Raw genomic sequence first — 25,767 nt, 5'->3', positions numbered from 1 at the left:
TGTTTTGTCGTCTGGACAATCGCGCCTGCCCGTGGCACCGCTGCGTCATGACAGATCGCTTGCATCACTTTGACCCCGCCACGAACGACACGGCAGACCTGCGCCGCGCCTTTGGGCGGTTTGCCACAGGTGTGACAGTCGTAACGGTTCAAACGCCACAGGGCCCGTTGGGAATGACCGCGAATTCATTTTCGTCGGTTTCGCTGGATCCCCCGTTGGTGCTGTGGTCGCCCGCGATATCGTCAAAACGCCATGATGCTTTTGCCGCAGCATCGCATTTCGCCGTGCATATCTTGGGCGCAGATCAGCAAGCCTTGGCAGATCATTTCGCCGCAAATGGCGACGGGTTCGATCAGTTCGACTGGTCCGCGGGGCCGAATGGCGCGCCGACCCTCGGCGGGTGCCTGACCACGTTTCACTGCGATACATTCGCGGTACATCCCGCTGGCGATCATTCGGTGATCTTGGGGCAGGTCACCCATGGGTCGTATAACACCGACCTCAATGCGCCTGCGCTGCTGTTTGAACAAAGCAGATTTGGCAGTTTCAGCGCCAGTAACCGCCTGACTTAATAGTCTTTTTCAAAGAATATCCCGATACCGGTATTGCCATCTGATCCGACCGTCCCTTTGGCGGTCAGGCTTTTGCTGATGTCCAGATTGATCGAAATATCTGCTGACCCGTCCGACGCCGCCGTCACATCAGTATAGACGTTATCCGAGATGTATTTCCCTGCGCGCACAGCGGTTGCGCCATCGTCCGTGGTGGTCACATCCAGATCATCCAGACCAAACCCGGCCCGCAAGTTCGAAATCACGCCCGCCCCGCCACGGCCTGCAAGGGTCGCGACGGCATTGGCCAATTGCAGCGCCTGAAAGGCGGAAATCTCGGATATATTACGCCCGAACAGCAATTGCGCCAACACCTCGTCTTGCGGCGATGCCGGGGTCGATTCAAACGACACCTCGGGCGATGTCGCAGGGCCTTCGATGATAATCCGCACCTCGCCGGTTTGCGTGGTCGTGGCGGTGACAAAGCGCAGATAAGGCACCAGATCGCCCTGAAACTGCACCGCGCCCTCGGTCAGATCGAACCGCTTGCCCAAGATATCCAGCCGCCCCCGGATCAGGTCGAAACGGCCCGCCGAAATCATGCGGTTGGTGGTGCCGGTCAGCAAAAGGCTGCCGCCCAGTTCCGCATCCAAGCCGCGCCCACGCACGAAAATCCGGTTCGGCGCGTTGATCTGCACGTTCATGGCATAGCCCGGCCCGCTGCTGGTCTCGGTCGCGTCAGAGCCTGCGTCAGCGCCGTTCAAACCGGCCTTATGTCTGGTCGCGATCACATCAGCCGGTGCGCCGATAAATTCGATCTGCGGGATATCACCAATGCTGGTCAGGCCCGTCGATGGGACGGTCACACTGGTTTCGCCCACATCAATTTGTCCTTCGATCCGCGCGCCGCCGCTCAGAGGGCCGGTAAATCGCAAGGCCCCATTCAGCGAGGTGCGATAAAGTGAGGGATCAATCAGCACCAGATTGCTCAACGCAATCTGCAAATCCGCCGTCATGGACCCGGTCAAGATCACCGCGCCACCGACCGTGATCTGGCCGCCCTCCACACTGTCAGCCGACAGATCAACCTGCGCGCGGTTGTTGCCAATATCGATACTGGCGGCAATATTTTGCAGCGCAACCCGCAGGTTTGGCGCAGAAAGGGACGCATCCGAGGTACGGATCGTGCCCGTCACCGACCCCAGCTGCGGCGGGCCATTCACGCTTAGATCAAATGTCGCCTGCCCCTGCAGGATACGCGGCGCGGTAAAGGGGGCGGACAGGCCCAGCGGGGCATTCCCGTTGATATCGATGTTCACCGTGCCATCGCTGCCCACCACGCCCGCAATTGTCGCCTGCGTGCCAGCGGGACCATCGGCATTGGTATTCAACCGCCAGCCTGCATCCTCTTGCTGTGCGGTGCCGGTGACATTCAGCGGGCCGTTTAACTGGGGCACCAAGGCGGCCAAGTTGGGGATCGTGACATCATAGGTTAATGCCGGTGCCGCGCCGGTCACTAGCCCTTGGATCGACGCGCGGGCGGCATATGGCCCGGTTGCATTGGTATCGACCGCAATACCATCCGGCGTTTGCCGGATCGATCCGGTGGCGGCCAGCGGGCCAGATACACTGGGCACCACAGGCTGCACATCCGGCACAGATACATCAAAGGTCAGCGACATCTCAGGGCCGGTTGCCAAGCCTTCAACCATTGCCCGCGCGCCATAAGGGCCCGTGGCAGACGTATCAATAAAGAAGCCTTTGTCGGTCTGGCGCAGCCGTCCCGTTGCATTCAACGCGCCATTCACCTGTGGCACCACGCGGTTCACATCGGGCAGCGCCGCATCAAATGAAATATCGATCATCGGGGTCAATGCACCCTGCACAGCAAGCTGCGCGGCATAGGGGCCCGACGCCTGTGCATCGATCACAAAACCCACATCCGATTGCTTCAGATTACCTGTCGCGGTCAGCGGGCCGCTCACCTGCGGCGCAAAGGCCTGCACGCGCGGGATGTTTGCCTTGAAATCTATATCAAGCGGCGTCAGCAAGCCCTTGACCGTGGCCGATACATCCTCGGGCGCTGCGGCATTGGCATCGACCTGCCAGCCTGCGGGCGTTTGGCGCACCATACCGTCTAGGATGACCTTGCCCCCGACTGGTGCGTCAGGAACGAAATCTTTGATTTCAGGCACTTCGGCGGCAAAGTTAAGCACCGCATTCGGCCCTGTTGCCAACCCCTTGGCCGTAAGAGTTGTATCATAGGGGCCGTCGGCGCTGGCATCGACGGTCCAACCACGGGTGTCTTGATCAGCACTGACATTTAGTGTCACGGGGCCGGAATACTGCGGCGCAATCAACGCGATGTCCGTCAGTTCGGCCATAAACCGCGCTTGGGAATTATTGCTGCGTAGTTCCGCACCGCCGGTGGCTGTCAGCGCCGCGTTCTCAAGCGATAAATCCCGCATGAATGTGCCCGTCTCATCGCGCGAGGTTGCAACGCTTAGGGTCGTTTCACCGACCAGCACGGCATCAGCTTGGTCGATCCCAACCTTCAGATCACGCGTTAAACCACTAATATTCAAATCAAACATGCCATCCAGCGGCTTGATCTGCCCCGCAAGATCAACATGTGCCGCGCCGCCCAGATCACGACGGGAAAGGGCGGAAAAACGTCTTATATCATCGGCTTCAAGCCGCATCTTCAACTGGGTCAAAAACTTGTCAGCCGGGCCGGATATGCTGGCATCGCCCGACAGGCCATAATCGTCACCTGCCAGATCAAGCCCGCTGATCTGCACCGGCTGGCCGGTAGTATAGGCGATGTTGACGCGACCATTTAGGGTTTGGCCCAAAGCTTCGGAAATGGCCGCGTTGGTCAGGGTCAGCCCCGAAGTGGAAAAGCCCACATCGCCGTCGAAAGCCCCAACCGTGCCGGATTGTTCCGCCAGCGTTCCGGTCAGATCCAGACGGCTGCGATCAATGGCCAGCGCGTCTGTCGCCAACCCATCCACGTCAAACACCGCCGTGATCGCATCACCATCATCGGCGTTATACTTAACGTCCAAATCCATGCGCCGGACATAGGTGCTGGCCCCTGCCACAGGCAGCAACACACGTTCACCATCCGTCGCGGCCACGGTCCCCGTAATATCAATCACGCTTGGCCATTTGTTGCTGTTCAGGGTGACCTTGCCGCGCAGCCGCGCCGCTTGGGCGTTCAGGGCGAAATCGCTGACCTCAAACCCGCCATCTGCCTGCACCACCGCATCAAAGGTCAGCCCCACATCGGCACCAAAAAAATCGCGGTATTGCGACAGGATCAATGCCGTCACATCGCCGCGCAGATCGGCCTGAATACGGCGATCGGGATTATCCGCCGCGCCTTGTTCGGCCACGTTGACCTGGCCCGCCAGACGCGCGGCCCCATCGGTCGACAGGTTAATATCAGCGTTGAAATCCGACAGCGGTCCCTGCCCCGCAACCGTCAGCTCAACCGACGGCTCGCCCGGGATGTTAAGGGACCGTGAAAGGATGCCTTGTTGCTCTTCCGAGAGGTTAATCAGAAGGTCCAGCAATCTGTCGCTGCGGTTCAAATTTGCCGAAATCTGGAACGCGCCTTGCTTGCCATCGGTGCGCACCGCGTCAACATCAATGGTCGCCACATCGTCGTTCAATTTCGCTGTGGCCCGCAAGCTCATCTGCGCAGTCTCGCCCAGAATAGGTGCCCCCAGCAAAATCTCTGCCACCTCGAAATTCGCCACATCAACGGCGACGGGCAGATCAGGGATCGTTGGAAAGCTGAACGGTTTCGCCTCAGGATCGGGCAATGTGTCGTCTTGGGCCGTGGGCAAACGCGGCACCGACAGGCGCTTGGCGGTCAAGGCTTGAACCTCAAGCCGCCCGCGCAGCAGCGCAGACCGGTTCCAGTCCAGCTCGACGCCCTCGAGCGTCAGCCACACCCCTTGATCGTCGGCAATCGTCATCTGATCGAATGTCGCCCGCGAGCTAAGCGCGCCTGCAAAACCATCGATGCTGACTGTCCGGCCCGCCCCGCTCAGCGCGTTCTGGATGGTGCGGGTCAAAAACCCTTTGTCATCCTCTTGGGCGGCAACCCCCGAGGCCAAAAGCATCATGCAGGTGAAGATTAAGCTGCGCAAAAAATGGATCAAAACGATTGTCCAATGCCGATATAAACCTGAAAATTTTCGTCCGTTTCGGGCCCGGATGTGGGCACTGCGAAATCGACGCGGATCGGCCCGATGCCCGTGGCATAGCGCAGACCGATCCCCGCGCCCGAATGCCACCGGCCCGAGCCGTCAATGACTTGTTCGGACCCGACATAGCCCGCATCGACAAAGGCCACGACGCCGATTTTGTCGCGCAGGGCCACGCGTGCCTCGGCTGACAAACCCGCGAAACTGCGCCCGCCGACGGTGTTACCACCCCCAAGATCAACGCCAAGCGTCTGATAGGGTTGCCCACGCACGCTGCCGCCCCCGCCCGAGTAGAACAGGTAATCCGCCGGCGACTGCGACAACGTTGGCCCGTAAACCGACCCAAGCTGCCCGCGCAGGGCAAATGTCACCGGGCGTGTGGTGCCAAAAGTTTTATAACCGCGCAGATCAACATAGCTGCGCACGCCGTTCGCCGATCCCGACAGGGCAACAAACGGGGTCACGCTTGCCTTGGCATAAAACCCGTCTTTGGCGTCCAAGCGGTTGTCGCGGTAATCATGCTCGGCGGTCAGGGGCAGCGTCAGAAGCGTGTATTTTTGCGTACCGAACGCATCACGCGTTTCCGCCGTGCGCAGGCCCACGCCCAAGGTATAGGTCCGCTCGGCGCTGGCGATCCGTTCGATCCCCGTCTCAAGATCAAGCTGACGGGAAAAATAGAATTCCTCGTCCAGCTGTTCGATCTCGGCAAAGGCATAGAAATTCGTGTCGGCATTAAAGGTCGCGGGGCGTTCAAACCGTGTCGACAGCCGGTAATCCGTGCCACCTGAACTGCCGCCAATGCCAGATACTTCGCCCTCGACCCGCAGGTTTTCCGCGCCGCCCAGCAGATTGCGATGCATCCAATAGCTGCTGACGCTCAACCCTTCGAGGGAGGAAAGCTCGGCCCCGAAGCCAAACCGGCGTGGAGGTGCGTCGGCGATTTGAGCAGTGATTGGCAGAATGTCAGGCGCCGTGATCTGGTCCGCCTCAATCATTGCGACCGAACTAAACGCGCCGGTGCGGCGCAACCTTGTGGCCGCCAGATCAAGCTGTTCTTGGGAATATACCTTGCCCGTGGGCAGGCCGGCGATCTTGAGAATACGGTTGCGGCGTACCGCACTTTCGCCTTTGACCGTCAGCGCGCCAAAGCGTAGGCGCGGACCAGGGTCCAATCGCAACCGTGCGCTGATGGTGCTGTCGGTGACCCGCGCAGTCAGCTGTTGTTCGGTCAAAGCCGCCTTGGCGTACCCTTGGTCGCGCCAGCCGGTGATGCCCCTTTCGACCGTGGTTTGCAAAATACTTAAACGCGCAGGCTGGCCCACAGCGAACCCTTCGGGCAGTTCGGTATCCGGGGCGACAGGCGCGATATCGGCCTTGGAAAAGGTGAATTTCTTGCCGGGCTGGATGGCGATCACCGCGCGGTTGATCTGTGCAGGTGGCGATACGGGCGCGATGGCAGACGCGTCGACGCCATCGACAGTGATCTTGATGACAGGGGCGAAATAGCCCTGATCATAAAGCACAGCCAACACTCTGGCATAGTCGGCTTGCGCGGCGGCGAGCAGTTCTTGGGTCGATGGGGATGCGTCTTCTGCGGTTTGTTCACGCAGCAGCGACCCGCCCAGCACCGCATCGTAAAGGTCAGACCCTTTTTCGATACCGGTCACGCCCAGCGACGCGGCATGACCGACCGAGCTGCCCCAGACAATTGCCACAGCAGTGCCGGCAGCCCGCAAGCCCCTGAAAAAACCGTCTGATGTTGAACGCGCCATGCGCCCCCCTCGTTTGCGAAGACCGAAACCTGATAAGCAACAGCTAGTCCGATAAACCGGCGCGTCAGCATCTCGTGAAATAATACTTTGCTTCATAGTTCAAACGAACTGCTGGCAGCAAACACTCTGCTGGGCCAAATCACAATTGTGAACGCGTAATCTGTTATTTGTCGTCGGATGGGCGGGTTCCTGCAGATACGCACCATTTTAGACAGGTTTAGAACGTAAAACGCCCGCCAAGGCGATGCTTGGCGGGCGTTCTAAAAGGTATCGTTCAGACCGATTAGGCAGACTTGGCCAGATCGCGCAGAACATAGTGCAAAACGCCACCGTGTTCGATGTATTCAATCTCGATCGCGGTATCGATGCGGCACTTGATCATGATCTCTTTGACCGAACCGTCGGCCATTGTGATCGTGCACGGCACTTCTTGCAGCGGCTTGATCGTATCCAGACCGGAAATCGAAACGGTTTCATCGCCGGTCAGACCCAAAGTTTTGCGCGTGTCGCCGTTGGTGAATTCGAACGGGATAACGCCCATACCAACAAGGTTGGAGCGGTGAATACGCTCAAAGCTTTCGGCGATCACGGCCTTGACGCCCAGCAATGCTGTGCCTTTGGCCGCCCAATCACGCGAGGACCCGGCACCGTATTGCTCACCACCAAAGATCACGAGCGGCGTGTCAGTATCCTGATAGGCCATTGCCGCGTCAAAGATCGACGTTTGTTCGCCGTCGGGCCCCTTGGTATAGCCGCCTTCGACCCCATCCAGCATCTCGTTCTTAATGCGAATGTTGGCGAATGTGCCACGCATCATGACTTCGTGGTTACCGCGGCGCGAGCCATAGGAGTTGAATTCGCGCACGGGCACTTGATGCTCAAGCAGGTACTGACCGGCGGGTGTGGTTTCCTTGAACGAACCAGCCGGGCTGATGTGGTCGGTTGTGATCATGTCACCCAAAACGGCCAGTACTTTGGCCCCTTCGATATTGGTGATCACGCCCGGCTCTGGCGACATGTTTTGGAAATATGGCGGGTTTTGAACGTAGGTCGACGCAGGTGGCCAGTCATAGGTCTTGGCATCCGTTGTCTCGACCGCCTGCCACTTTTCGTCGCCCTTGAACACGTCGGCGTATTTCTCTTGGAAGGCTTCGCGCGTCACGGTCTTTTCAACCAGTTCAGCGACTTCCTGTGTGGTTGGCCAGATGTCTTTCAGGTAAACATCATTGCCGTCCTGATCCTGACCCAAAGGTGCATGCGCCAAATCGACGTTCATGTCACCCACCAGCGCATAGGCCACAACCAGTGGCGGTGACGCCAGATAGTTGGCGCGCACGTCGGGCGAAATCCGGCCTTCAAAGTTGCGGTTACCCGACAGGACCGAGGTACCGATCAGGTCGTAATCGTTGATCGCCTTGCTGATCGCAGGCTCTAGCGGGCCAGAGTTACCGATGCAGGTCGTGCAGCCATAGCCAACAAGGTTAAAGCCGATGGCGTCTAGATCTTCTTGCAGGTTTGCGGCCTCAAGATAGGCAGAAACAACCTGGGAACCAGGAGCCAGCGACGTCTTGACCCAAGGCTTGCGGGTCAAACCAAGCGCGCGCGCTTTGCGTGCAACCAGACCGGCACCGATCATCACGTAAGGGTTCGATGTGTTGGTGCAGGATGTGATCGACGCGATCACGATGGAACCGTCGTGCAGCTGGTAATGACCATCGTCTGTCATCACATAGCCGCGCTTGTGGTTGCCCTCGTCGCCGGGAATATCCTGTGGCTCTGGCTGACCGCCCTCGCCTTCCCAACGCACCTCGGCAGCGTGTGACGCATCTTTGCCTTCGCGGACACCTTTGACGTAATCCGCAAATGCGGTGTGCGCAGAGGTCAGCGCGATGTAATCTTGCGGGCGCTTGGGGCCGGAAATCGCAGGCACGATGGTGCCCATGTCCAGCGACAACGTGTCGGTATAGATTGGTGCGTAATCCGCGTCGCGCCACATGCCGTTTTCCTTGGCATAGGCTTCGACCAGCGCAATGCGGTCCTCTTCGCGGCCCGTGGTACGCAGGTAACGCAGGGTTTCGCCGTCAATCGGGAAGAAACCACAGGTAGCACCATATTCAGGGGCCATGTTGGCGATGGTCGCACGGTCTGCCAGTGGCAGGTGATCCAGACCTTCGCCGTAGAATTCGACGAATTTGGAAACCACGCCTTTTTCGCGCAGCATTTCGACGACTTTCAACACAAGGTCGGTACCGGTGGTGCCTTCCATCATGCGGCCTGTCAGCTCGAAACCCACAACTTCGGGGATCAGCATCGAAATCGGCTGGCCCAGCATCGCGGCCTCAGCCTCGATCCCGCCAACGCCCCAACCCAGAACGGCCATGCCGTTCACCATGGTGGTGTGGCTGTCTGTACCCACAAGCGTATCAGGATAGGCAACTTCGACGCCGTTTTGGTCTTTGTCGGTCCAAACGGTTTGCGCCAGATATTCAAGGTTCACCTGGTGGCAAATGCCGGTGCCGGGGGGCACAACGCGGAAGTTGTTAAACGCCTTCTGGCCCCACTTGAGGAAGGTATAGCGTTCGATGTTACGCTCGTATTCGCGGTCAACATTCATCTGGAACGCGCGCGGGTTACCGAATTCGTCAATCATGACCGAGTGGTCGATGACCAGATCAACAGGGTTCAGCGGGTTAATCTTGTCAGCGTCGCCGCCCAAGGCAACCAGACCGTCACGCATCGCGGCCAAGTCAACAACCGCCGGAACGCCGGTGAAATCCTGCATCAAAACGCGCGCCGGACGATAGGCAATCTCGCGCGGGTTCTGGCCGCCCTTGGCACCCCATTCGGCAAATGCCTTGATGTCGTCGACGGTGACAGTTTTACCATCCTCGAAACGCAACATGTTTTCCAACACCACCTTCAACGCAGCAGGCAGTTTCGAGAAATCACCAAGCCCGGCTTCCTGCGCGGCAGGAATCGAATAATAGGCGATAGATTGATCGCCTGACGTCAGCGTCTTGCGTGTCTTGGCGGTGTCCTGCCCAACAATAATGGTCATGGAAGCTCCCTTCGGTGGGTTGATAAGATTGGTGGCTTGGGGCCTAAATGCAGTATTGCGCGGCGCGTTTCAACAGTTATCCATCATGTAAATCGCTTTTGTATACCATTGTGTACAGAAATTGACGCAAATTCGATAAAACCTGACGTTACAGCGCTTCAACAAAGCTTGAGTGGTAATTAATTCGCACCCGGTCTACAAAAAACCACCTTGTGAAAGTGGCCTGATCGATGAAATTCCTGTTTTCCTCCCTCCTCGTTTTGGGCCTTGCGTGTACGGCACCGGTACATGCCCAAGATCGCCCCGTGGTGGTCGAGCTGTTTACCTCGCAAGGTTGTTCCTCCTGCCCGCCAGCAGATGAAATATTGGCCGAACTTGCCGGGCGCGACGACGTGATCGCGCTGGCGCTGCATGTCGACTACTGGGATTACATCGGCTGGAAGGACCAGTTTGGCGACCCAGATCATGCCACGCGCCAGCGGGCCTATGCAGTGGCTGGTGGCAGGAAATCGATTTATACGCCCGAAATGATTATCAATGGTATAACGGATATCGTGGGGGCCAAACCCATGGCCGTGGCCCAGGCCATCGTTGACCATAAAAATGATCCAGCACTTGTTGATCTAACCCTGACGCGGAGCGGCGATAGCTTGCAAATCAATGCCGAAACGCTGCCCGGTGCCAAGGGGCCGTTCACGGTGAACTTGTTGCAATACATCCCCGCGCAAAAAATCCATATCAAACGCGGTGAAAACGCAGGTCACGCCTTTTCCTATCATAACATCGCCAAAGACTGGTCGATTTTGGGCGACTGGCCGGCGAATGCTCCGCTGACCCTAACCACCCCGATCGACGGCGGCCTGCCAGCCGTTGTGATTATTCAGCAAAGCGGTGCGGGGCCCATCGTGGCAGCCGCCCGTGTGAAATAACCGCGTACAAACTTTAATCTTCGTTCGGGCGCCAACGCCGGTGCACCCAAAACCACTGTTCCGGATGCGCCTTTACCCGCGCGGCCAAGCTGTCATTCAGCGCTTGCGTCATGGTTGTTGCATCAGAATGCGGGATTGGTGCCTCAAGCACTGCGTCAAAGGACACGCCATCTGCCTGCCTGATCCCATAAAACGGGATCAAAAGCGCGTCATAACGCAAGGCAAGCTCAGCGGCTGAAAGCGCCGTGTTGGCGGGTTTGCCCAGAAAATCCAGTTTTGGTGCGCCAAAGACATGTTGATCGAACAGCAAAACAAGCTGCCCACCGTCCTTGAGATGGCGCACGAAACCGGCAGTGCCGCGCCGCCCCTGCGGGAAAACCGGCCCACCAAAAGCTTCCATCGTTTTTACGTAATGCGCGTTAAAATACGGGTTTTTCATATCGCGGTACAAACCGCCGATGTCATAGCCCCGTGCGACCAGACAGGCGCGGGTCGCCTCGTAATTACCAAAATGCCCCGTCACCAGGATAACCGCCTGCCCCTTTTTCGCGGCTGCCTCCAAGGCCTCAAAACCGGGCCCTTGGGGGGTGTTTAGCGCCATGCGGGCAGGGAAATCATCGGTCGAGTAATTTTCGATAAAGGTGCGGCCGACGTTGTTCAAACATCCCGCAACAATTTCGTTCCGGCGCTTTTCGGGTACATCGGGCCAGACCATGGCAACGTTCTGCAGCGCGCGGCGGCGATATCCTGCGGCGGGGCCGATAATGTGCTGCACAACCCAGCCCACAAACGCAAGCCGCGCCCGAAAGGGGATCAGCAAGGCGAATTTGATGATTCCGACAATCAGCGCGTTGGTCAGATAGTGACCGGTGCGGCGGGCCAGCGGATCTTTTGGGGGAAGCTTGGGATCGGCCATATACCTCTGCCAGATGACTGCATCGCGTGGTGCTGCTTACAGCGACCGCACGCAAGCAACAAGCATGATCAGGCGTCTTCCTCCTCCTCAACGACCAATTGCAAGTCGCCCTCCGCCTCCATCTCGCGAATGACCGAGACGAAACCGGCCATTGCCTCCTCTGCATCGGCGGGTTTTACGGTGCCTGCGTCGGTAATATCCTCGCGCAGTTGGTCCGCCATACGGCCCGACATGTTTTCAAGGATGAAGTCAGCGACGGTTTGCATCCCTGCCGCCTCTGCCCCGGCAAGGGCGATCACCAACTGTGGTTGGTCGGCGCGGCGCAGAATGGCGGGAATGTCGCGGGGCATGATCCGGCCCGGGATATTCGCGAAGGTAAAGATCGCCTTGCGCACGGCGGTTGCAAACCCTTCGTCGGTCTCTTCCAATCCGCTTAACATATCGTCGCGGGTCAGTGTCGTCGACGAGTTCAAGATCGCACCGACCCTTTCCACCGCCCCTGTGTCGAACGCCATAACCGGCACGAAATCAAGCTGGCTTGCCAGTGAAAGGCCAATGCGTTCAACGGCTTGGGGTGTCACCGTGCTGGTGAGGGAAACCGCATAGGTGATCTGGCGCGCTTTGGGTCCGGGCAGCAACCCCAGCAGTTCAGCGGCCAGCCCGACTTTGAGCTTTGACAAAACAACAGCAGCCACTTCGATGCTTTCGTTTTCGATCATCGGCAAAAGCTTGGCCGCCTCAAGACCGCGCAACCGGTCCCACGGATCGCCCATCTCAAGCACGCCCGCCTCCTTGCGCAGGCGTTCAGCGGTTTGTTTGCTGATTTTGCCATCCAGTGCCGAAATCGCACCGGCAATCCCGCCCGGGAACGACAGGCCGATGCTGTCCAGTTCTTGTGCGAATTCATCGACGACAGCGGCAAGCGTGTGGCGATCAACCGTCCGCATTGCCCCCATTTGCTGCGTCAGGCTGGCCTGAAGCGTCTCGGGCAATTCCTCAAGCGGGATATCGGCCCCTTCGTTCAACAGCAGGCGCACCACAATCGCGGCCTTTGCACGCCGGGTAAGTCCGGGCCCTGCCGTCATGCCTGGTCTAGGCATCTGAACCGGCTGAATTTGCCCTAACGTTGCGAGTTCATTCATAAAATATCATCTCTGACTGTCACAATGCCTGTCAGCGTTGTGGCAGTCAGAGATAAACAAAGAACGAATAAAAACCCGTTCAATAATTAAAAGTCTGTCCAGTTGCGATGGCCGTGCGCAGGGATGTTTCGGCCCATGTTCCGGTGCCACCATAGGCCCTGATCGCGCGCAGCTGTTCCAATGCGTCGGCGATATTGCCCTCCTCGACCATGCCCTGGCCCATATAGGATCGCGCTAGAATATTGGCGGGATTAACTGCTAAAGCGCGGGTATAGAACACCATACCCGCTGCGGCATTACCCATCTTGCGATTGGTAAACCCGATATAGGTTAGGGTGCGGTCATCGTCCTGCGGCATCGCGGCGAGAATGATCTGCGCACCCACATAATCACCCGCATAGGCCAATTCACGAACAGTTTGAAACAAGTCGTCCGGAGTTAATCGGCTATCCTGCGCCGAAACGCATTTCTTGGTTTTCTTGTCGTAAACCATGCCCTGCTCACAGGTGACCGTGGGCTTTGGGGCGGCCGGTTCAGGCCCGTTGGCAAAAAGGCTGCCAGGCAAAACGGCTGCAAGGGCTGATATTAATAGGACACGCATCGTACTCTCCCGATCAGATGAGGGTCGGATGTTAAGACCCGCGCAGACCAATTAAAGCGGCGCGGGTTCAACTTTGCATGTTGCCTAGGATGTGGCCGCAGCTACGCAGCTTGCCGTTTGGGGGTCATACACGCTGCCTTCGGCGCAAGACATCGCATGTTGTTCCCATCCGCATTTGGCAAAGCCAACCGCCGGAAGGGCCACAAGGACCACTGCAGAAAGTGCAATTCTAAGTTTCATCATACTACTCCTTTGAGATGCAGCATAAGCGTACAATGGCTTGGTGCATTCTCAAAGGAATATCGTAAATCACGTTGGCCGGTCGGTTAACCGGCCAATATTTCAGTCTTTAAAGACGCGGGCAAAGATCGTGTCCACATGCTTGGTGTGGTACCCAAGGTCGAATTTCTCTTCGATTTCCTCGACACTGAGCGCGGCCAACACTTCTGGGTCAGCCAACAGTTCGGTTTTGAAATCCTTGCCTTCTTCCCAGACCTTCATCGCATTGCGCTGCACCAGCTTATAGCTGTCTTCGCGGCTGACGCCGGCCTGCGTCAAGGCCAGCAATACCCGCTGAGACATCACAAGACCGCTAAACTTGTTCATGTTGGCCAGCATGTTGTCAGGATAGATCAGCATTTTGTCGATCACGCCGGTCAAACGGTGCAGGGCGAAATCAAGGGTGATGGTGGTGTCCGGCCCAATCGCACGCTCGACCGAGGAATGCGAAATATCACGCTCGTGCCACAAGGTGACGTTTTCCATCGCAGGGATCACAGCCATGCGGATGGTGCGCGCCAGACCGGTCAGGTTTTCGGTCAGAACAGGGTTCTTCTTATGCGGCATTGCCGACGAACCTTTTTGGCCCGCCGAGAAGAATTCGGCCCCTTCCAGCACTTCGGTACGCTGCATGTGGCGCACTTCGGTGGCGACGTTTTCGATGGAGCTGGCAACAACACCGAGGGCAGCAAAGAACGCCGCGTGACGGTCGCGCGGGATCACTTGGGTGCTGATCGGTTCGGGGGTCAGGCCCAGCTGTTCGCAGACGTGCTCTTCTACGCGGGGGTCGATGTTGGCGAATGTACCAACAGCGCCCGAGATTGCACCTGTGGCGATTTCATCCCGCGCGGTTTTCAGGCGGGCAAGGTTACGGTCCATTTCGGCGTAGAAACGCGCGAACGTCAGACCCATTGTGGTCGGCTCTGCGTGGATGCCGTGGCTGCGGCCCACGCGCAACGTGTCTTTATGTTCAATCGCGCGGCGTTTCAGCGCGGCCAAGAGCAGGCCCATGTCTGCGATCAGGATGTCGGCGGCGCGGGTCAGTTGAACGTTGAAACAGGTATCGAGCACATCGGACGATGTCATGCCCTGATGCACAAAACGCGCCTCGTCACTGCCCACATGTTCGGCCAGATGGGTCAGGAACGCGATAACGTCATGTTTGGTGACCGCTTCGATTTCGTCAATCCGGGCCACGTCAAATTCAACGTCCTTGGCTTTCCACACCGCGTCGGCATTGGCCTGCGGGATTACGCCCAGCTTGGCCATGGCATCACAGGCATGTGCCTCGATCTCGAACCAGATGCGGAACTTGGTTTCGGGGGACCAGATTGCGACCATCTCGGGGCGGGAATAGCGGGGAATCATGTGGTGATACCTTTATCTAGGGGCGTGAGGGTTCGGGCGCGGCATAGACCGCAAAGGGCTGAAGAACAAGGCTCAACAGGGGTTTGGAGCCTGCAGAAGCGGCATGTGGCGCGAGGGTCGGGCGCCTCCGGCGGGAGTTTATTGGGCAAAATGAAAGGGAACGTGGCGTTCATTCATTTACGGGCTGGCAGTTTCACAAGGGTCCGGTTTAGGTGTAGGGGATTGAAAACAGGTCATCTTTGAGGAGCGGCGTGCGCCATGTCTGATACGTCTCGATTGAACCCAGCCACCATCGCGGCACAGGCCGCCGGAGCCGTTGATTTGCAAAGCGGCGGTGTTGTGCCCCCGTTGCAAATGGCCACCACCTATTTGCGCGACACCGAATACGCGCCGCTGCGCCCCGACAATATCTATCTGCGCGACCAAAGCGATATCGTCCGTGTGGCCGAAACCGTTCTGGCGCAGCTTGAAGGTGCCGCGGAGGCCTTGCTGTTCCCCTCAGGCATGGCCGCGATTGCGGCGGCGTTTCGCACGGTCCCCAATGGCGGCTGCGTTCTGGTGCAATCGCAGATTTATTGGGGCACCACCAAATGGCTGCGCGATTTCTGCACCCGGCGCGAGATTGTCTTGCACGAGGTGGAGGCATCGGATGCAGCCGCTTTTGAGGCTGCCTGCGCCGCGTACAAACCATCGCTGGTCTTGATCGAAACACCGTCGAATCCATGGTTGCGGGTCACGGACGTTGAAGCTGCCGCAAAGGCGGTTCATGCCGTTGGCGGGTTGCTGATGGTCGACAGCACCGCAGCAACGCCAGTGTTGCAAAAGCCGCTGGCATCCGGCACCGACATTGTCATGCATTCCGCGACCAAGGGCATCAACGGCCATTCGGATGTCTTGGCGGGTGTGTTGGCGACCAATGATACTGAAGCGCAGATCTGGACCGACATCAAAGCCGACCGTCACGATGCGGGCGCGGTTATCGGACCGTTTGAAGCATGGCTGTTGGTGCGTGGCATGCGCACCCTGCCCTTGCGGATGCGGGAAATGTCGCGCAACGCGCAAGCACTGGCCGAATTTCTGGACCAACATGATCAGGTGGAAGCCGTGCTCTATCCCGGCCTGCCTGCGCACCCCGGCCATGACATCGCCGCGCGCCACATGAACGGTGGCTTTGGGCCGCTGTTGTCCTTTGTCGTGAAGGGGGGGGCCGACGCCGCATTGGCGGTCGCTGGCAAGCTGAACCTGTTCCACCGTGCAACCTCGCTTGGCGGGGTCGAAAGTCTGGTGGAGCATCGCCACACGATTGAACCGCATACGGGCATTCCCGAAGGGTTGTTGCGTGTCTCAGTCGGGATCGAAGATGTTGAGGATTTGAAGGCGGACCTGGTTCAAGCCTTGGCCGTCTAGACCGGGGGGCATTTTACAAAGCGCCTGAACGCGTTCATCGCTGGACGGTTCATTGCAAATCTCGGCGCGCTGCATTTAAACTGAAACCTGCAGGCAAGGAGCACGGGCTTTGCAGGCAGTTTTGCGCAGACGAACCATGGGGCCAAAATGAACACTTCGAGCGAAATGCCCAATTTCTTGGGCCGGCGGCAGCTTTTAGCGGGGTTCGGGGCGACAGCCGCTTTGGGGGCCTGTTCCGGCACAGCGCGGCGGGCTGCCATCAAGCGCCCGCCCCTTGACCGCGATCCATTGGCGCGGTTCCGTTTGTTCGCCGATGCCAGCCAGCAAAAATGGGAGGACCATCTGGCAAAGCCAGCCGCCGGGCTCAAGCTGCGCGTGTTGGCCCTGTCCAGCGGTGGCGAAGAAGGCGCGTTCGGGGCTGGCGCGATGGTCGGGTGGTCAGCGACCGGTACGCGCCCCGACTTTGACATCGTGACGGGTATTTCAATCGGGGCGCTGATCGCGCCCTTTGGGTTTATCGGCAGTTCCGTCGATGCTGAGCTAAAGCGCATTTTCACCGATTTTGGCACCGAGGACATCGTAAAGTTCAGTCCCTTTAATGGTCTGTTCCGTCAGGCGCTGTATGACACGACCAAGCTGGACCAGTTGATCACGCGGTCGACGCCGATTGAATTCATCGACCGCGTCGCGGCACGGCACGCCAGCGGGTCGCGACTGTTCATTGTGACATCCGAACTGGAAACCGCGCGCGCCTCGGTCTGGGATATGGGCGAAATTGCACTGGCGGGCGAATATACATTGTTCCGGGCGATCATGCGGGCCTCGGCCGCGCTGCCGGGGCTGTTTTCGCCGGTCGATCTGAAATTCACCGCAAATGGCGTGACCTATAGCGAAACCCATGTGGACGGCGGCGTTCATATGCAGTTTCTGGCCATTCCGGCCTTTGCCTTTACTACCGCACACCATCGTGAGTTCCCCGATGGGGAGATTTATTTGCTGATCAACAACACCCTTGACCCTGCCCCTGTCGCCGTGGCCCGCAATCCGCTGGCGATCTCGCAGCAGGCGCTAACGACATTCGCACGCGCCAGCGCCCTGTCATCCATCAACGCCACCAGCTTGTTTGCCCGCGCAAACGGGTTGGACTTGTTCGTGACATCGATCGATCCCAAATCAGGGATCGTCTATGATCCGTCCAACCGGTTTTCTCTGCCCTATATGACTGAGCTGTTTGAATACGGGCTAGAACGCGGGAAAAGCGGCACGCTTTGGTCGCGCGGCTAAGCTGGTACAGGGTAGCCCCACCCGGCGCGGCCCCACGACATAGGTTTGCCGAAGTACCGCCTAAGTAGAGTTACGGTACGTCAATTACACATCTTGGCGCTGTCATCGCCATTGCAGCGGTTGCCACCCGTAAATCCCCCCTTCTAACCTGATGCTGTCCGCATAACGGGCAATAACATCTGGGAGGAGTTATTATGAAACGGTTGAAATCAGGCCTGTCGGTCGGGGCAATTGCGATTGCTGCGGTGCTGGCCAGTGTTACGGGGTCTTGGGCCCAAGACTTGCCACGCGGCGACGCCAAAGAACTGGGGTTTGACCCCGCGCGGCTGGCGCGGATGGACGCAACATTCGGCGCATTGATCGAAAAAGGCATGACACCGGGCGCGGTGATTATGGTGATCCGCGACGGTCAGGTTGCGCATCTATCGGCCATGGGAAAACGCACGCCTGATGGCGACGCGATGACCGAGGACAGCATTTTTCGCATCTATTCGATGACCAAGCCCATCACATCGGTCGCCGCGATGATGCTGGTTGAAGAAGGCCGCTTAATCCTGAACGCCCCAGTGGCGACCTATCTGCCCGCGTTTAAGAACATGACCGTGGTGACAGGTGAAAAAGACGCAGATGGCAATGCGGTCACGCGCCCCGCCAAAGGGGCCATGACGGTGCAAGATTTGCTGCGCCACACATCCGGCCTGACCTATGGGTTTTTCGGGGCCGGCCCCGCCCGCGAGGCATATAAAGCGGCCGAAGTCGCCAGTGCGGAAAACACAGGGATCGAGCAGGCGAACCTGCTGGCCAGCCTGCCGTTGGAACATGATCCCGGCACCGTTTGGGAATATTCCCGTGCGACGGATGTCTTGGGTGCCGTGGTCGAAGTCGTGTCCGGGCAAAGCCTTGAAGACTTTATGACAGCGCGGATTTTCGATCCCTTGGGCATGACCGATACCGCGTTCTACGTGGATGACGAGGCTGACTTTGACCGCATCGCGGAACCCTTTGCCGATCAAGGCACGCTTGGCGGCAGCCCCCTGTTCGACCCGCGTGTGCGCAAACCCAACCAATCCGGTGGCGGCGGTTTGATGTCCACCGCGCAGGATTATGCCAAGTTCGCGCAAATGATGCTGAACGGAGGCGAGCTGAACGGCACGCGGCTGTTGTCACCGAAAACGGTGCAGTTGATGACCTCGGACCACTTGAAGGGGATCAAGCCCGGCAAATACTATCTACCCGGCGCGGGGTACGGGTTCGGCCTTGGCTATGCGGTGCGTCTGGACGATGGCAACGCCCCGTCGTTCGGAACGGCTGGCGATTACAATTGGGGTGGTGCTGCTGGCACCGGCTATTACACCGACCCCAAGGAAAACATGATCGCGTTGTTGATGATCCAGTCCCCCGCGAACCGAGGGCCACTGCGGCTGATTTTCCGCAACCTGCTCTATCCAACAATCGCGGAAAGTCGCAACGACGACTAACCACAACTAAGGCCCCGCTCTGGAATGATCGGGGCCTTTCGTCATTCGGCGACGCCTGTGCATGAATGGCGAGCCCCCCTCTTCCTAACTGTCATGAAACTATCACATTCAAAGAGCACATATCGGTTGACTCTGCCTCTTTATTTTAAATATTCATGAAATATGGAAATAACACTCATAAACCGCCTCTCGACCCTCAGCCATCCGCAACGGATGGCAGTGTTTCGTTTGCTCATGCGGCGCTGTCCTGATGCCTTGCCCGCGGGGGAAATCGCCCAAGCATTAACCCTCAAGCCCAGCACGGCGTCTGTCTATCTTGCCGCCCTGACCCAAGCCGGCATGATCTCTCAGCGGCGCGATGGCACGCGGCTTTTGTACTCCGTGAACCTTGACGCCACCCGAGAGGTCGTCTCGGACCTGTTTTTTGATTGCTGTCGGGGGCGTGCCGACGTTTGCCCGCCTCAATTTTCTGATCTTCTCAAGAGCATCTCTCTCATGTCTGACAAGAAGTATAACGTCCTGTTCATCTGCACGGGCAACTCTGCCCGGTCGATTTTCGCCGAAACCATTCTGCGCGACATGGCTGGCGACAAATTCACCGCCTATTCCGCAGGCACCAAACACCAATCAGCGCTGAACCCGTTTGCCGTGGAAATGCTGAAGTCCAAAGGGCATGATATCAGCCCCCTTCGGTCAAAAAACATCAGCGAACTTCAAGTGCCGGATGCGCCGAAAATGGATTTCGTCTTTACCGTCTGTGACCACGCCGCGAACGAAGAATGTTCAACCTGGCCCGGACAGCCCGTTTCGGGCCACTGGGGCATGGCAGACCCGGTAAAGGCCCAAGGGACCGATGCCGAAAAACGTCTGGCCTTTCAGCAAACCTATGGCGCGCTGCACAACCGGATCAGCGCCTTCACCTCGCTGTCGTTCGAAGCGCTGGACCGCGCCACCTTGCAAAAACACGTCGATGACATCGGCAGAACCAAACCCACAGGGGACTAAATCATGACGACTTATGCACTTAACGGCCTAGGCCGGATCGGTAAACTTGCCCTGCGCCCGCTGCTGGAACGCGGTGCCAAGATCGCGTTTATCAATGACGCCGTGGGCGATCCGGCCATGCACGCGCATCTGCTGGAGTTTGATTCCATCCACGGGCGCTGGCCTGCCAAATTCGAGGCCGATGCCAATTCGATCAGCATCGACGGCACGCGCATCCCAGTCACCAGCACCCGCAATCTGTCTGAGCTGCCATTGGACGGCGTTGATGTGGTGATCGACTGCACCGGCGCGTTCAAGACCGAGGCCAAGCTGGCCCCGTATTTTGCGGCAGGCGTGAAAAAGGTCATCGTATCAGCCCCGGTCAAAGACGGCCCGACTGCCAATATCGTTTACGGCGTTAACGACGATGTCTATCAGCCCGACGCCCATCACATCGTGACCGCAGCCAGTTGCACGACAAACTGTCTGGCCCCGGTGGTCAAAGTGCTGCTAGAGGGGATCGGCATTAAACACGGGTCGATCACGACCATCCATGACGTGACCAACACGCAAACAATCGTGGATCGCCCGGCCAAGGACATGCGCCGCGCGCGGTCGGCCTTGACCAACCTGATCCCTACGACGACCGGATCGGCAACAGCCATAACGCTGATCTATCCCGAACTGACCGGAAAGCTGAACGGCCACGCCGTGCGCGTGCCGCTGCTAAACGCCTCCATCACCGATTGCGTGTTCGAGATGGCGCGCGAAACCACTGTTGAGGAGGTCAACGCCCTGTTCGAAGCTGCCGCCAATGGCCCGCTGAAAGGCATCTTGGGCTATGAAATACGGCCTTTGGTGTCGTCGGATTACACCAATGATACCCGCAGCAGCATCATCGATGCGCCATCAACCATGGTGGTGAACGGCACGCAGGTCAAAATCTATGCGTGGTATGACAATGAATATGGCTATGCCTACCGGCTGGTGGATGTGGCCCTGATGGTTGGTGGCAAGCTGTGACACGTCCGGCAGGTTTCGCAGCATATATCACGGTAACGGCGGCATATTGGGCCTTCATGCTGACCGATGGTGCCTTGCGCATGCTGGTGTTGTTGCATTTTCACACGCTCGGTTTTTCGCCCGTACAACTGGCCTATCTGTTTGTCTTGTATGAAGTCGCAGGGGTCGTAACCAACCTGTCGGCGGGCTGGATCGCCGCGCGGTTCGGGCTGACCAAAACGCTTTATGCGGGGCTTGCGTTGCAGGTCGTTGCATTGCTGGCCTTGGCACAGCTTGATCCCGCATGGGGCATCACGGCGTCCGTGGTTTTTGTCATGCTGGTGCAAGGCATGTCCGGCGTTGCCAAGGACCTGGCCAAGATGAGCGCAAAAAGCGCGGTGAAAATCCTTGCCCCGACGGGCGGTAGCGGGTTGTTTCGCTGGGTCGCGCTGCTGACCGGATCAAAGAACGCCGTCAAAGGCTTCGGTTTCCTGCTGGGGGCGGCGCTGTTGGCCGTTCTTGGCTTTGTCCCCGCGGTGCAGGCAATGGCGGCGATCCTGTTCATCATCCTGATCGGTGTCGTACTTGGCATGCCCAGAGGCCTGCCCGTCGGGCGCAGGGGCGCGAAGTTTTCCGAGGTGTTTTCCAAGAACCGCAACATCAACTGGCTAAGCTTGGCACGGCTGTTTCTGTTCGGCGCGCGCGATGTGTGGTTCGTCGTCGGCATCCCGATCTATTTCTATGCGGTGTTGTCTGACGGGTCCGAGGCCGGAAACCGCGCCGCATTCTTTATGATCGGGTCATTCATGGCAGTCTGGACGATCCTGTATGGCTTTGTCCAAGGCTGGGCCCCCCGCATCTTGCGCGCATCATCCCGCGGCGAGGCCGAAATTCTGGCGCAGGCCAGAATATGGGTGGGCATGCTGATGGCGGTCCCCGCCTTACTGGCCGCCATCGTCTGGATCACGCCCACGCCCTCCACCCCGCTGACGGTAACGATCATCTTGGGGCTTTTGGTGTTTGGCGGAATATTCGCAGTAAACTCGGCTCTGCATTCCTTTTTGATCCTCAGCTTTACCGATGCAAAACGGGTCACGATGGATGTGGGCTTTTACTATATGGCCAATGCCGCAGGCCGTTTGACTGGCACGATGCTGTCCGGGCTCACCTACCAACTTGGCGGGCTTCCGCTGTGCCTTGGTACGGCAGCTGGCATGATCTTTTTCAGCTGGCTTGCAACATCGCAGCTTCGCGAGAAGACCCAGACGCAGGTGCATTCACACCCTTGATGCAAAAGAAAAAGCGAAGCCTGCTGGCTCCGCTTTCTCTTGTTTTTCAATGCGGTCGAAATTAACCGGCGATGCTTTTGGCCGACGCCATACCGGGGGCTTTGGATTCGCCGCCAATCTTTTCACGAACGGCGATTTCAATCCGGTCACCGATTTCGCCGTCGATATTGCGCCAATATTCAAACGCCCGCACCAGAACCTTTTCGCTAACCCCGTCAGCCAGATGGCCCGCCGCGTTGCCAACCAGACGCTCGCGGGCATCGTCGTCCATCACCTCGCGCACGAGAATGCCAGCTTGGGTCCAATCGTCGTCCTTGGGACGCAGGGTATAGGCTTGGCGCACCATGTCACCGTCAGCATGCCAAAGGCCGGCCTCGCCGCCCGGCTCGGGCTGGGCTGCCGGACCGCCATAGGAGTTAGGCGCATAGACAGGATCGGCCACCGGCACGGTCCGCCCTGCGCCATCTTTTGAGTAGCTGTGAACTGGTGATTTCGGCGTGTTCACCGGAATCTGCTTATAGTTCACACCCAAACGGGCACGGTGCGCATCCGCATAGGAAAATCCGCGCGCCAACAGCATTTTGTCCGGGGACAGGCCAATGCCCGGCACCATATTGTTCGGCTCGAACGCCAACTGTTCGATCTGGGTGTGAAAGTCGGTGGGGTTCTGGTTCAACGTCAGCTTCCCAACCTCGATCAGCGGATAGTCGTCATGCGGCCAAACTTTGGTCAGATCAAAAGGGTTGATGTCATAGGTCTTGGCATCCTCATAGGGCATGATCTGCCATTTGAGGGTCCAGCTGGGGTAATTGCCCTCGTGGATAGAATCGAACAGATCGCGGCGGTGGTAGTCGCCATCCATGCCTGCCATTTTATCGGCTTCATCTTGGCTTAAATACGCATTGCCGTCGCCCTGATCGGTGTGAAAGTGGAACTTCACCCAGAATTTTTCGCCCTCGGCATTGATCAGCGAATAGGTGTGGCTGGAATAGCCGTTCATCTCGCGCCACGTTCTGGGAATGCCACGGTCGCCCATCAAATAGGTTACCTGATGCGCGCTTTCTGGTGACAGCGTCCAGAAATCCCACTGCATGTCATGGTCGCGCATGTTGTTATCCGCGCGGCGCTTTTGGCTGCGGATAAAGTGCTGGAACTTCATCGGGTCGCGGATAAAGAAAATCGGCGTGTTGTTCCCGACCATGTCGAAATTGCCGTCTTCGGTATACATTTTAACGGAAAAACCACGCGGGTCACGCCATGTGTCCGGGCTGCCGCGTTCACCGGCAACGGTCGAAAAACGCATCGCCACGTCACATTTCGCACCGGGCTGGAAAATCTTGGCTTTGGTATATTGCGACACATCTTGGGTCGTCTCGAACGTCCCAAACGCGCCGGACCCTTTGGCGTGGGGTTGCCGCTCGGGGATACGTTCGCGGTTAAAATTCGCCATCTGTTCCAAAAGATAGTGATCATTCAACACAATCGGACCGTCGGGGCCAACGGTCAGTGAATGTTCATCACTTTGAACCCTGATACCGGCATCGGTTGTTGTGGGGGGAACATTTTTCTTCTCGGTCATCATCACTCTCCAAAGCTTGCCTAGTTGGACAACCCAAGGAACTGCGAAAGGTTCCGAAATGGCATTCGGCTTCGGCGCGCATCGAAAACCTGCTGCGCACAGACGAATAATGAAATTGGGGGAGTTACGAGAGGGCAACCATGGAACCCAAACAGTCTAGATCGACGGTCTGATGAATTGGTGCGGTCGGAGAGACTCGAACTCTCACGGGTGTTACCCCACAGCGACCTCAACGCTGCGCGTCTACCATTCCGCCACGACCGCACGCCATGGATGGTGTCGCTCGTTTAGACAAAGATGATCCCCTTGTGAAGAGGCAATCCTCATCATTTTGAACAACGGCATTTTCTGCAGGCACCCCAGCCTAAATTTGGCGGCCCCCCTTGAAATACGGGCACAAAACCTGACTTTAGGGGCTAGAAATTAAAACAGGTGATGCCCCGTGCCCAATGATGTGCCCCCACAAACCGCCCCTGCCCTGCAAATCGACATCGTATCTGATGTGATGTGCCCTTGGTGCATTGTCGGGTATCGTCAGTTGGAACAGGCCCTTGCGCAAACCGGTGTGGGTGCTTTCATTCGCTGGCATCCGTTCGAGCTGAACCCCCAGATGCCACCCGAAGGTCAGAACACGGCCGAGCATATTATGGAAAAGTACGGCGCGAGCGCCGAGCAGTCAGCACAGAACCGCGCGCATCTGGTGCAAATTGGCAAAGGCTTGGGTATTGATTTCAACTTTACCCCCGACAGCCGCATGGTGAACAGCTTTGCCGCGCATCAGCTTTTGCACTGGGCCCAGGAACACAACCTTCAGCACCCGTTGAAGCTGGCGCTGTTCGAGGCGCATTTCACCCAAGGGCGTGATGTGTCTGATCTGGATGTTTTGGCCGACGTCGCCGAAGAAGTGGGCCTTGACCGCGCGCAGGCCGTCGAGGTTTTGGAAAGCAGCAGCCACGCAGATGCCGTGCGCGAGCTTGAAGGCACGTGGACGGGTCAGGGAATCACTGGCGTGCCCGCGATGGTGTTCGAAGGCAAATATCTGGTAACCGGCGCACAAGGTGCCGAGAACTACGGCCAAGTCATCCAGCAAATCATGGCGGAAAAGACAGCCGCCTGATCATGCAAATCGAAAGCGGGGCGCAAAGCAGCTGAAAATGGTGGAATGGATCATCTCTGATGGCTTGAACGATTTCAGAACCGCCGAGGCGTGGATGGAAGACCGTGCGACCCAGATTGCGGCGGGCACGGCTGACGAATGCATTTGGCTGGTCGAACATCCGGCGCTTTATACCGCAGGCACCTCGGCCAAAATCGATGATCTGACTGACCCTGATCGATTTCCCGTCTATGATACCCGCCGCGGTGGGCAATATACCTATCACGGGCCGGGCCAGCGGGTCGTCTATGTTATGTTGGACGTGGGCAAACGGGGCCGCGACGTGCGCCGCTTTGTCCAAGAGCTTGAGGCTTGGGTGATCGCCACCCTCGACAGCTTTAACGTCACCGGCGAAATACGCGAAGGTCGGGTTGGCGTCTGGGTCGAACGACCTGATAAACCACTGATGGCGAATGGTAATATATCGGAAGACAAAATCGCAGCCATCGGCATACGGTTGCGTAAATGGGTCAGCTTTCACGGCATCAGCATCAACGTTGATCCCGACCTAAGCCACTTTGATGGCATCGTGCCCTGCGGGATCAGCGGCCATGGGGTCACGTCGCTGGTTGATCTTGGGTTGCCCGTTACGATGGATACCCTCGACGTTGCATTGCGCGCGGCGTTCGAGACAGTTTTCGAAACCCAAGAATAAGGCTTTCGATTCGCGGGAAGTACTCCCCGAGCGATATCTGGCCACCCACGGTCATTCCCCACAAAGTTGCCACGCACGCACCCCGTAAAATAGCGCACGC

The 25,767-nt window shown here is 58.0% G+C and carries 19 protein-coding genes and 1 tRNA gene; 10 read left to right on the top strand and 10 right to left on the bottom strand.

Features of this window, described 5'->3' with window-relative positions; genetic code table 11:
* Nucleotides 1-47 precede the first annotated feature (47 nt).
* On the top strand, nt 48-572 hold the full coding sequence (locus AADJ11_RS09335; protein WP_341234241.1) for a flavin reductase family protein: 525 nt from the start codon (nt 48-50) through the stop codon (nt 570-572).
* Here the strand turns inward: AADJ11_RS09335 and AADJ11_RS09330 are convergent.
* The 3 genes from AADJ11_RS09330 to acnA all read right to left on the bottom strand — a co-directional run bounded on the left by AADJ11_RS09330 (nt 569) and on the right by acnA (nt 9,598).
* Complete coding sequence (locus AADJ11_RS09330) at nt 569-4,723, bottom strand: translocation/assembly module TamB domain-containing protein (RefSeq protein ID WP_341234240.1); 4,155 nt, start codon at nt 4,721-4,723, stop codon at nt 569-571. The genes AADJ11_RS09335 and AADJ11_RS09330 overlap by 4 nt on opposite strands.
* The gene (locus tag AADJ11_RS09325; protein WP_341234239.1) at nt 4,720-6,540 is read right to left on the bottom strand and encodes an autotransporter assembly complex family protein; all 1,821 of its coding nucleotides are present in this window, start codon (nt 6,538-6,540) and stop codon (nt 4,720-4,722) included. The genes AADJ11_RS09330 and AADJ11_RS09325 overlap by 4 nt, the downstream gene beginning before the upstream one ends.
* A gap of 283 nt (nt 6,541-6,823) precedes the next feature.
* Nucleotides 6,824-9,598: an aconitate hydratase AcnA gene (gene acnA, locus AADJ11_RS09320; RefSeq protein WP_341234238.1), complete on the bottom strand. Its 2,775-nt coding sequence runs from the start codon at nt 9,596-9,598 to the stop codon at nt 6,824-6,826.
* A 230-nt stretch (nt 9,599-9,828) separates the two neighbouring features.
* Here acnA and AADJ11_RS09315 point away from each other — a divergent pair, with 230 nt between their 5' ends.
* Nucleotides 9,829-10,527: a DUF1223 domain-containing protein gene (locus tag AADJ11_RS09315; RefSeq protein WP_341234237.1), complete on the top strand. Its 699-nt coding sequence runs from the start codon at nt 9,829-9,831 to the stop codon at nt 10,525-10,527.
* A 13-nt stretch (nt 10,528-10,540) separates the two neighbouring features.
* Here AADJ11_RS09315 and AADJ11_RS09310 read toward each other — a convergent pair whose 3' ends face one another.
* From AADJ11_RS09310 to purB, 5 genes are all read right to left on the bottom strand, one after another.
* Nucleotides 10,541-11,443, bottom strand: a complete 903-nt coding sequence (locus AADJ11_RS09310; RefSeq protein WP_341234236.1) for a lysophospholipid acyltransferase family protein — start codon at nt 11,441-11,443, stop codon at nt 10,541-10,543.
* Nucleotides 11,444-11,511: 68 nt separating this feature from the next.
* Complete coding sequence (locus AADJ11_RS09305) at nt 11,512-12,585, bottom strand: FliG C-terminal domain-containing protein (RefSeq protein ID WP_341234235.1); 1,074 nt, start codon at nt 12,583-12,585, stop codon at nt 11,512-11,514.
* A gap of 79 nt (nt 12,586-12,664) precedes the next feature.
* Nucleotides 12,665-13,186: a hypothetical protein gene (locus tag AADJ11_RS09300; protein WP_341234234.1), complete on the bottom strand. Its 522-nt coding sequence runs from the start codon at nt 13,184-13,186 to the stop codon at nt 12,665-12,667.
* Between the two features lie 84 nt (nt 13,187-13,270).
* Entirely contained in the window at nt 13,271-13,426 is a 156-nt protein-coding gene (locus tag AADJ11_RS09295) for a hypothetical protein (protein WP_341234233.1), read from the bottom strand.
* A gap of 102 nt (nt 13,427-13,528) precedes the next feature.
* Nucleotides 13,529-14,833, bottom strand: a complete 1,305-nt coding sequence (gene purB, locus AADJ11_RS09290; RefSeq protein ID WP_341234232.1) for an adenylosuccinate lyase — start codon at nt 14,831-14,833, stop codon at nt 13,529-13,531.
* A 258-nt stretch (nt 14,834-15,091) separates the two neighbouring features.
* On the opposite strand from purB, the gene AADJ11_RS09285 reads away from it, so the two are divergent.
* The 6 genes from AADJ11_RS09285 to arsJ all read left to right on the top strand — a co-directional run bounded on the left by AADJ11_RS09285 (nt 15,092) and on the right by arsJ (nt 22,277).
* A complete protein-coding gene (locus tag AADJ11_RS09285; protein WP_341234231.1) occupies nt 15,092-16,240 on the top strand; it encodes a PLP-dependent transferase in 1,149 nt (382 codons plus the stop codon).
* Between the two features lie 147 nt (nt 16,241-16,387).
* On the top strand, nt 16,388-17,524 hold the full coding sequence (locus tag AADJ11_RS09280; RefSeq protein ID WP_341234230.1) for a patatin-like phospholipase family protein: 1,137 nt from the start codon (nt 16,388-16,390) through the stop codon (nt 17,522-17,524).
* Nucleotides 17,525-17,718: 194 nt separating this feature from the next.
* Complete coding sequence (locus tag AADJ11_RS09275) at nt 17,719-19,002, top strand: serine hydrolase domain-containing protein (protein WP_341234229.1); 1,284 nt, start codon at nt 17,719-17,721, stop codon at nt 19,000-19,002.
* A gap of 162 nt (nt 19,003-19,164) precedes the next feature.
* Nucleotides 19,165-20,007: a helix-turn-helix domain-containing protein gene (locus AADJ11_RS09270; protein ID WP_341234228.1), complete on the top strand. Its 843-nt coding sequence runs from the start codon at nt 19,165-19,167 to the stop codon at nt 20,005-20,007.
* A gap of 3 nt (nt 20,008-20,010) precedes the next feature.
* Complete coding sequence (locus tag AADJ11_RS09265; protein WP_341234227.1) at nt 20,011-21,009, top strand: ArsJ-associated glyceraldehyde-3-phosphate dehydrogenase; 999 nt, start codon at nt 20,011-20,013, stop codon at nt 21,007-21,009.
* The gene (gene arsJ, locus AADJ11_RS09260; protein WP_341234226.1) at nt 21,006-22,277 is read left to right on the top strand and encodes an organoarsenical effux MFS transporter ArsJ; all 1,272 of its coding nucleotides are present in this window, start codon (nt 21,006-21,008) and stop codon (nt 22,275-22,277) included. The genes AADJ11_RS09265 and arsJ overlap by 4 nt, the downstream gene beginning before the upstream one ends.
* 61 nt (nt 22,278-22,338) lie before the next feature.
* Here the strand turns inward: arsJ and AADJ11_RS09255 are convergent, their stop codons facing one another.
* On the bottom strand, nt 22,339-23,856 hold the full coding sequence (locus AADJ11_RS09255; RefSeq protein WP_341234225.1) for a catalase: 1,518 nt from the start codon (nt 23,854-23,856) through the stop codon (nt 22,339-22,341).
* Nucleotides 23,857-24,034: 178 nt separating this feature from the next.
* Nucleotides 24,035-24,120 (bottom strand) — tRNA-Leu (locus tag AADJ11_RS09250).
* A 178-nt stretch (nt 24,121-24,298) separates the two neighbouring features.
* Between AADJ11_RS09250 and AADJ11_RS09245 the strand changes: the two genes are divergently transcribed.
* Both AADJ11_RS09245 and lipB read left to right on the top strand, forming a co-directional pair.
* On the top strand, nt 24,299-24,973 hold the full coding sequence (locus AADJ11_RS09245; RefSeq protein ID WP_341234224.1) for a DsbA family oxidoreductase: 675 nt from the start codon (nt 24,299-24,301) through the stop codon (nt 24,971-24,973).
* A 31-nt stretch (nt 24,974-25,004) separates the two neighbouring features.
* Nucleotides 25,005-25,667: a lipoyl(octanoyl) transferase LipB gene (gene lipB, locus AADJ11_RS09240; protein ID WP_341234483.1), complete on the top strand. Its 663-nt coding sequence runs from the start codon at nt 25,005-25,007 to the stop codon at nt 25,665-25,667.
* Nucleotides 25,668-25,767 lie beyond the last annotated feature (100 nt).

The sequence above is a fragment of the uncultured Sulfitobacter sp. genome (assembly GCF_964021855.1).
GTDB lineage: Bacteria > Pseudomonadota > Alphaproteobacteria > Rhodobacterales > Rhodobacteraceae > Sulfitobacter.
Note: the sequence above shows the minus strand (reverse complement) of the source record. Positions and strands in the feature narration are given on the sequence as shown.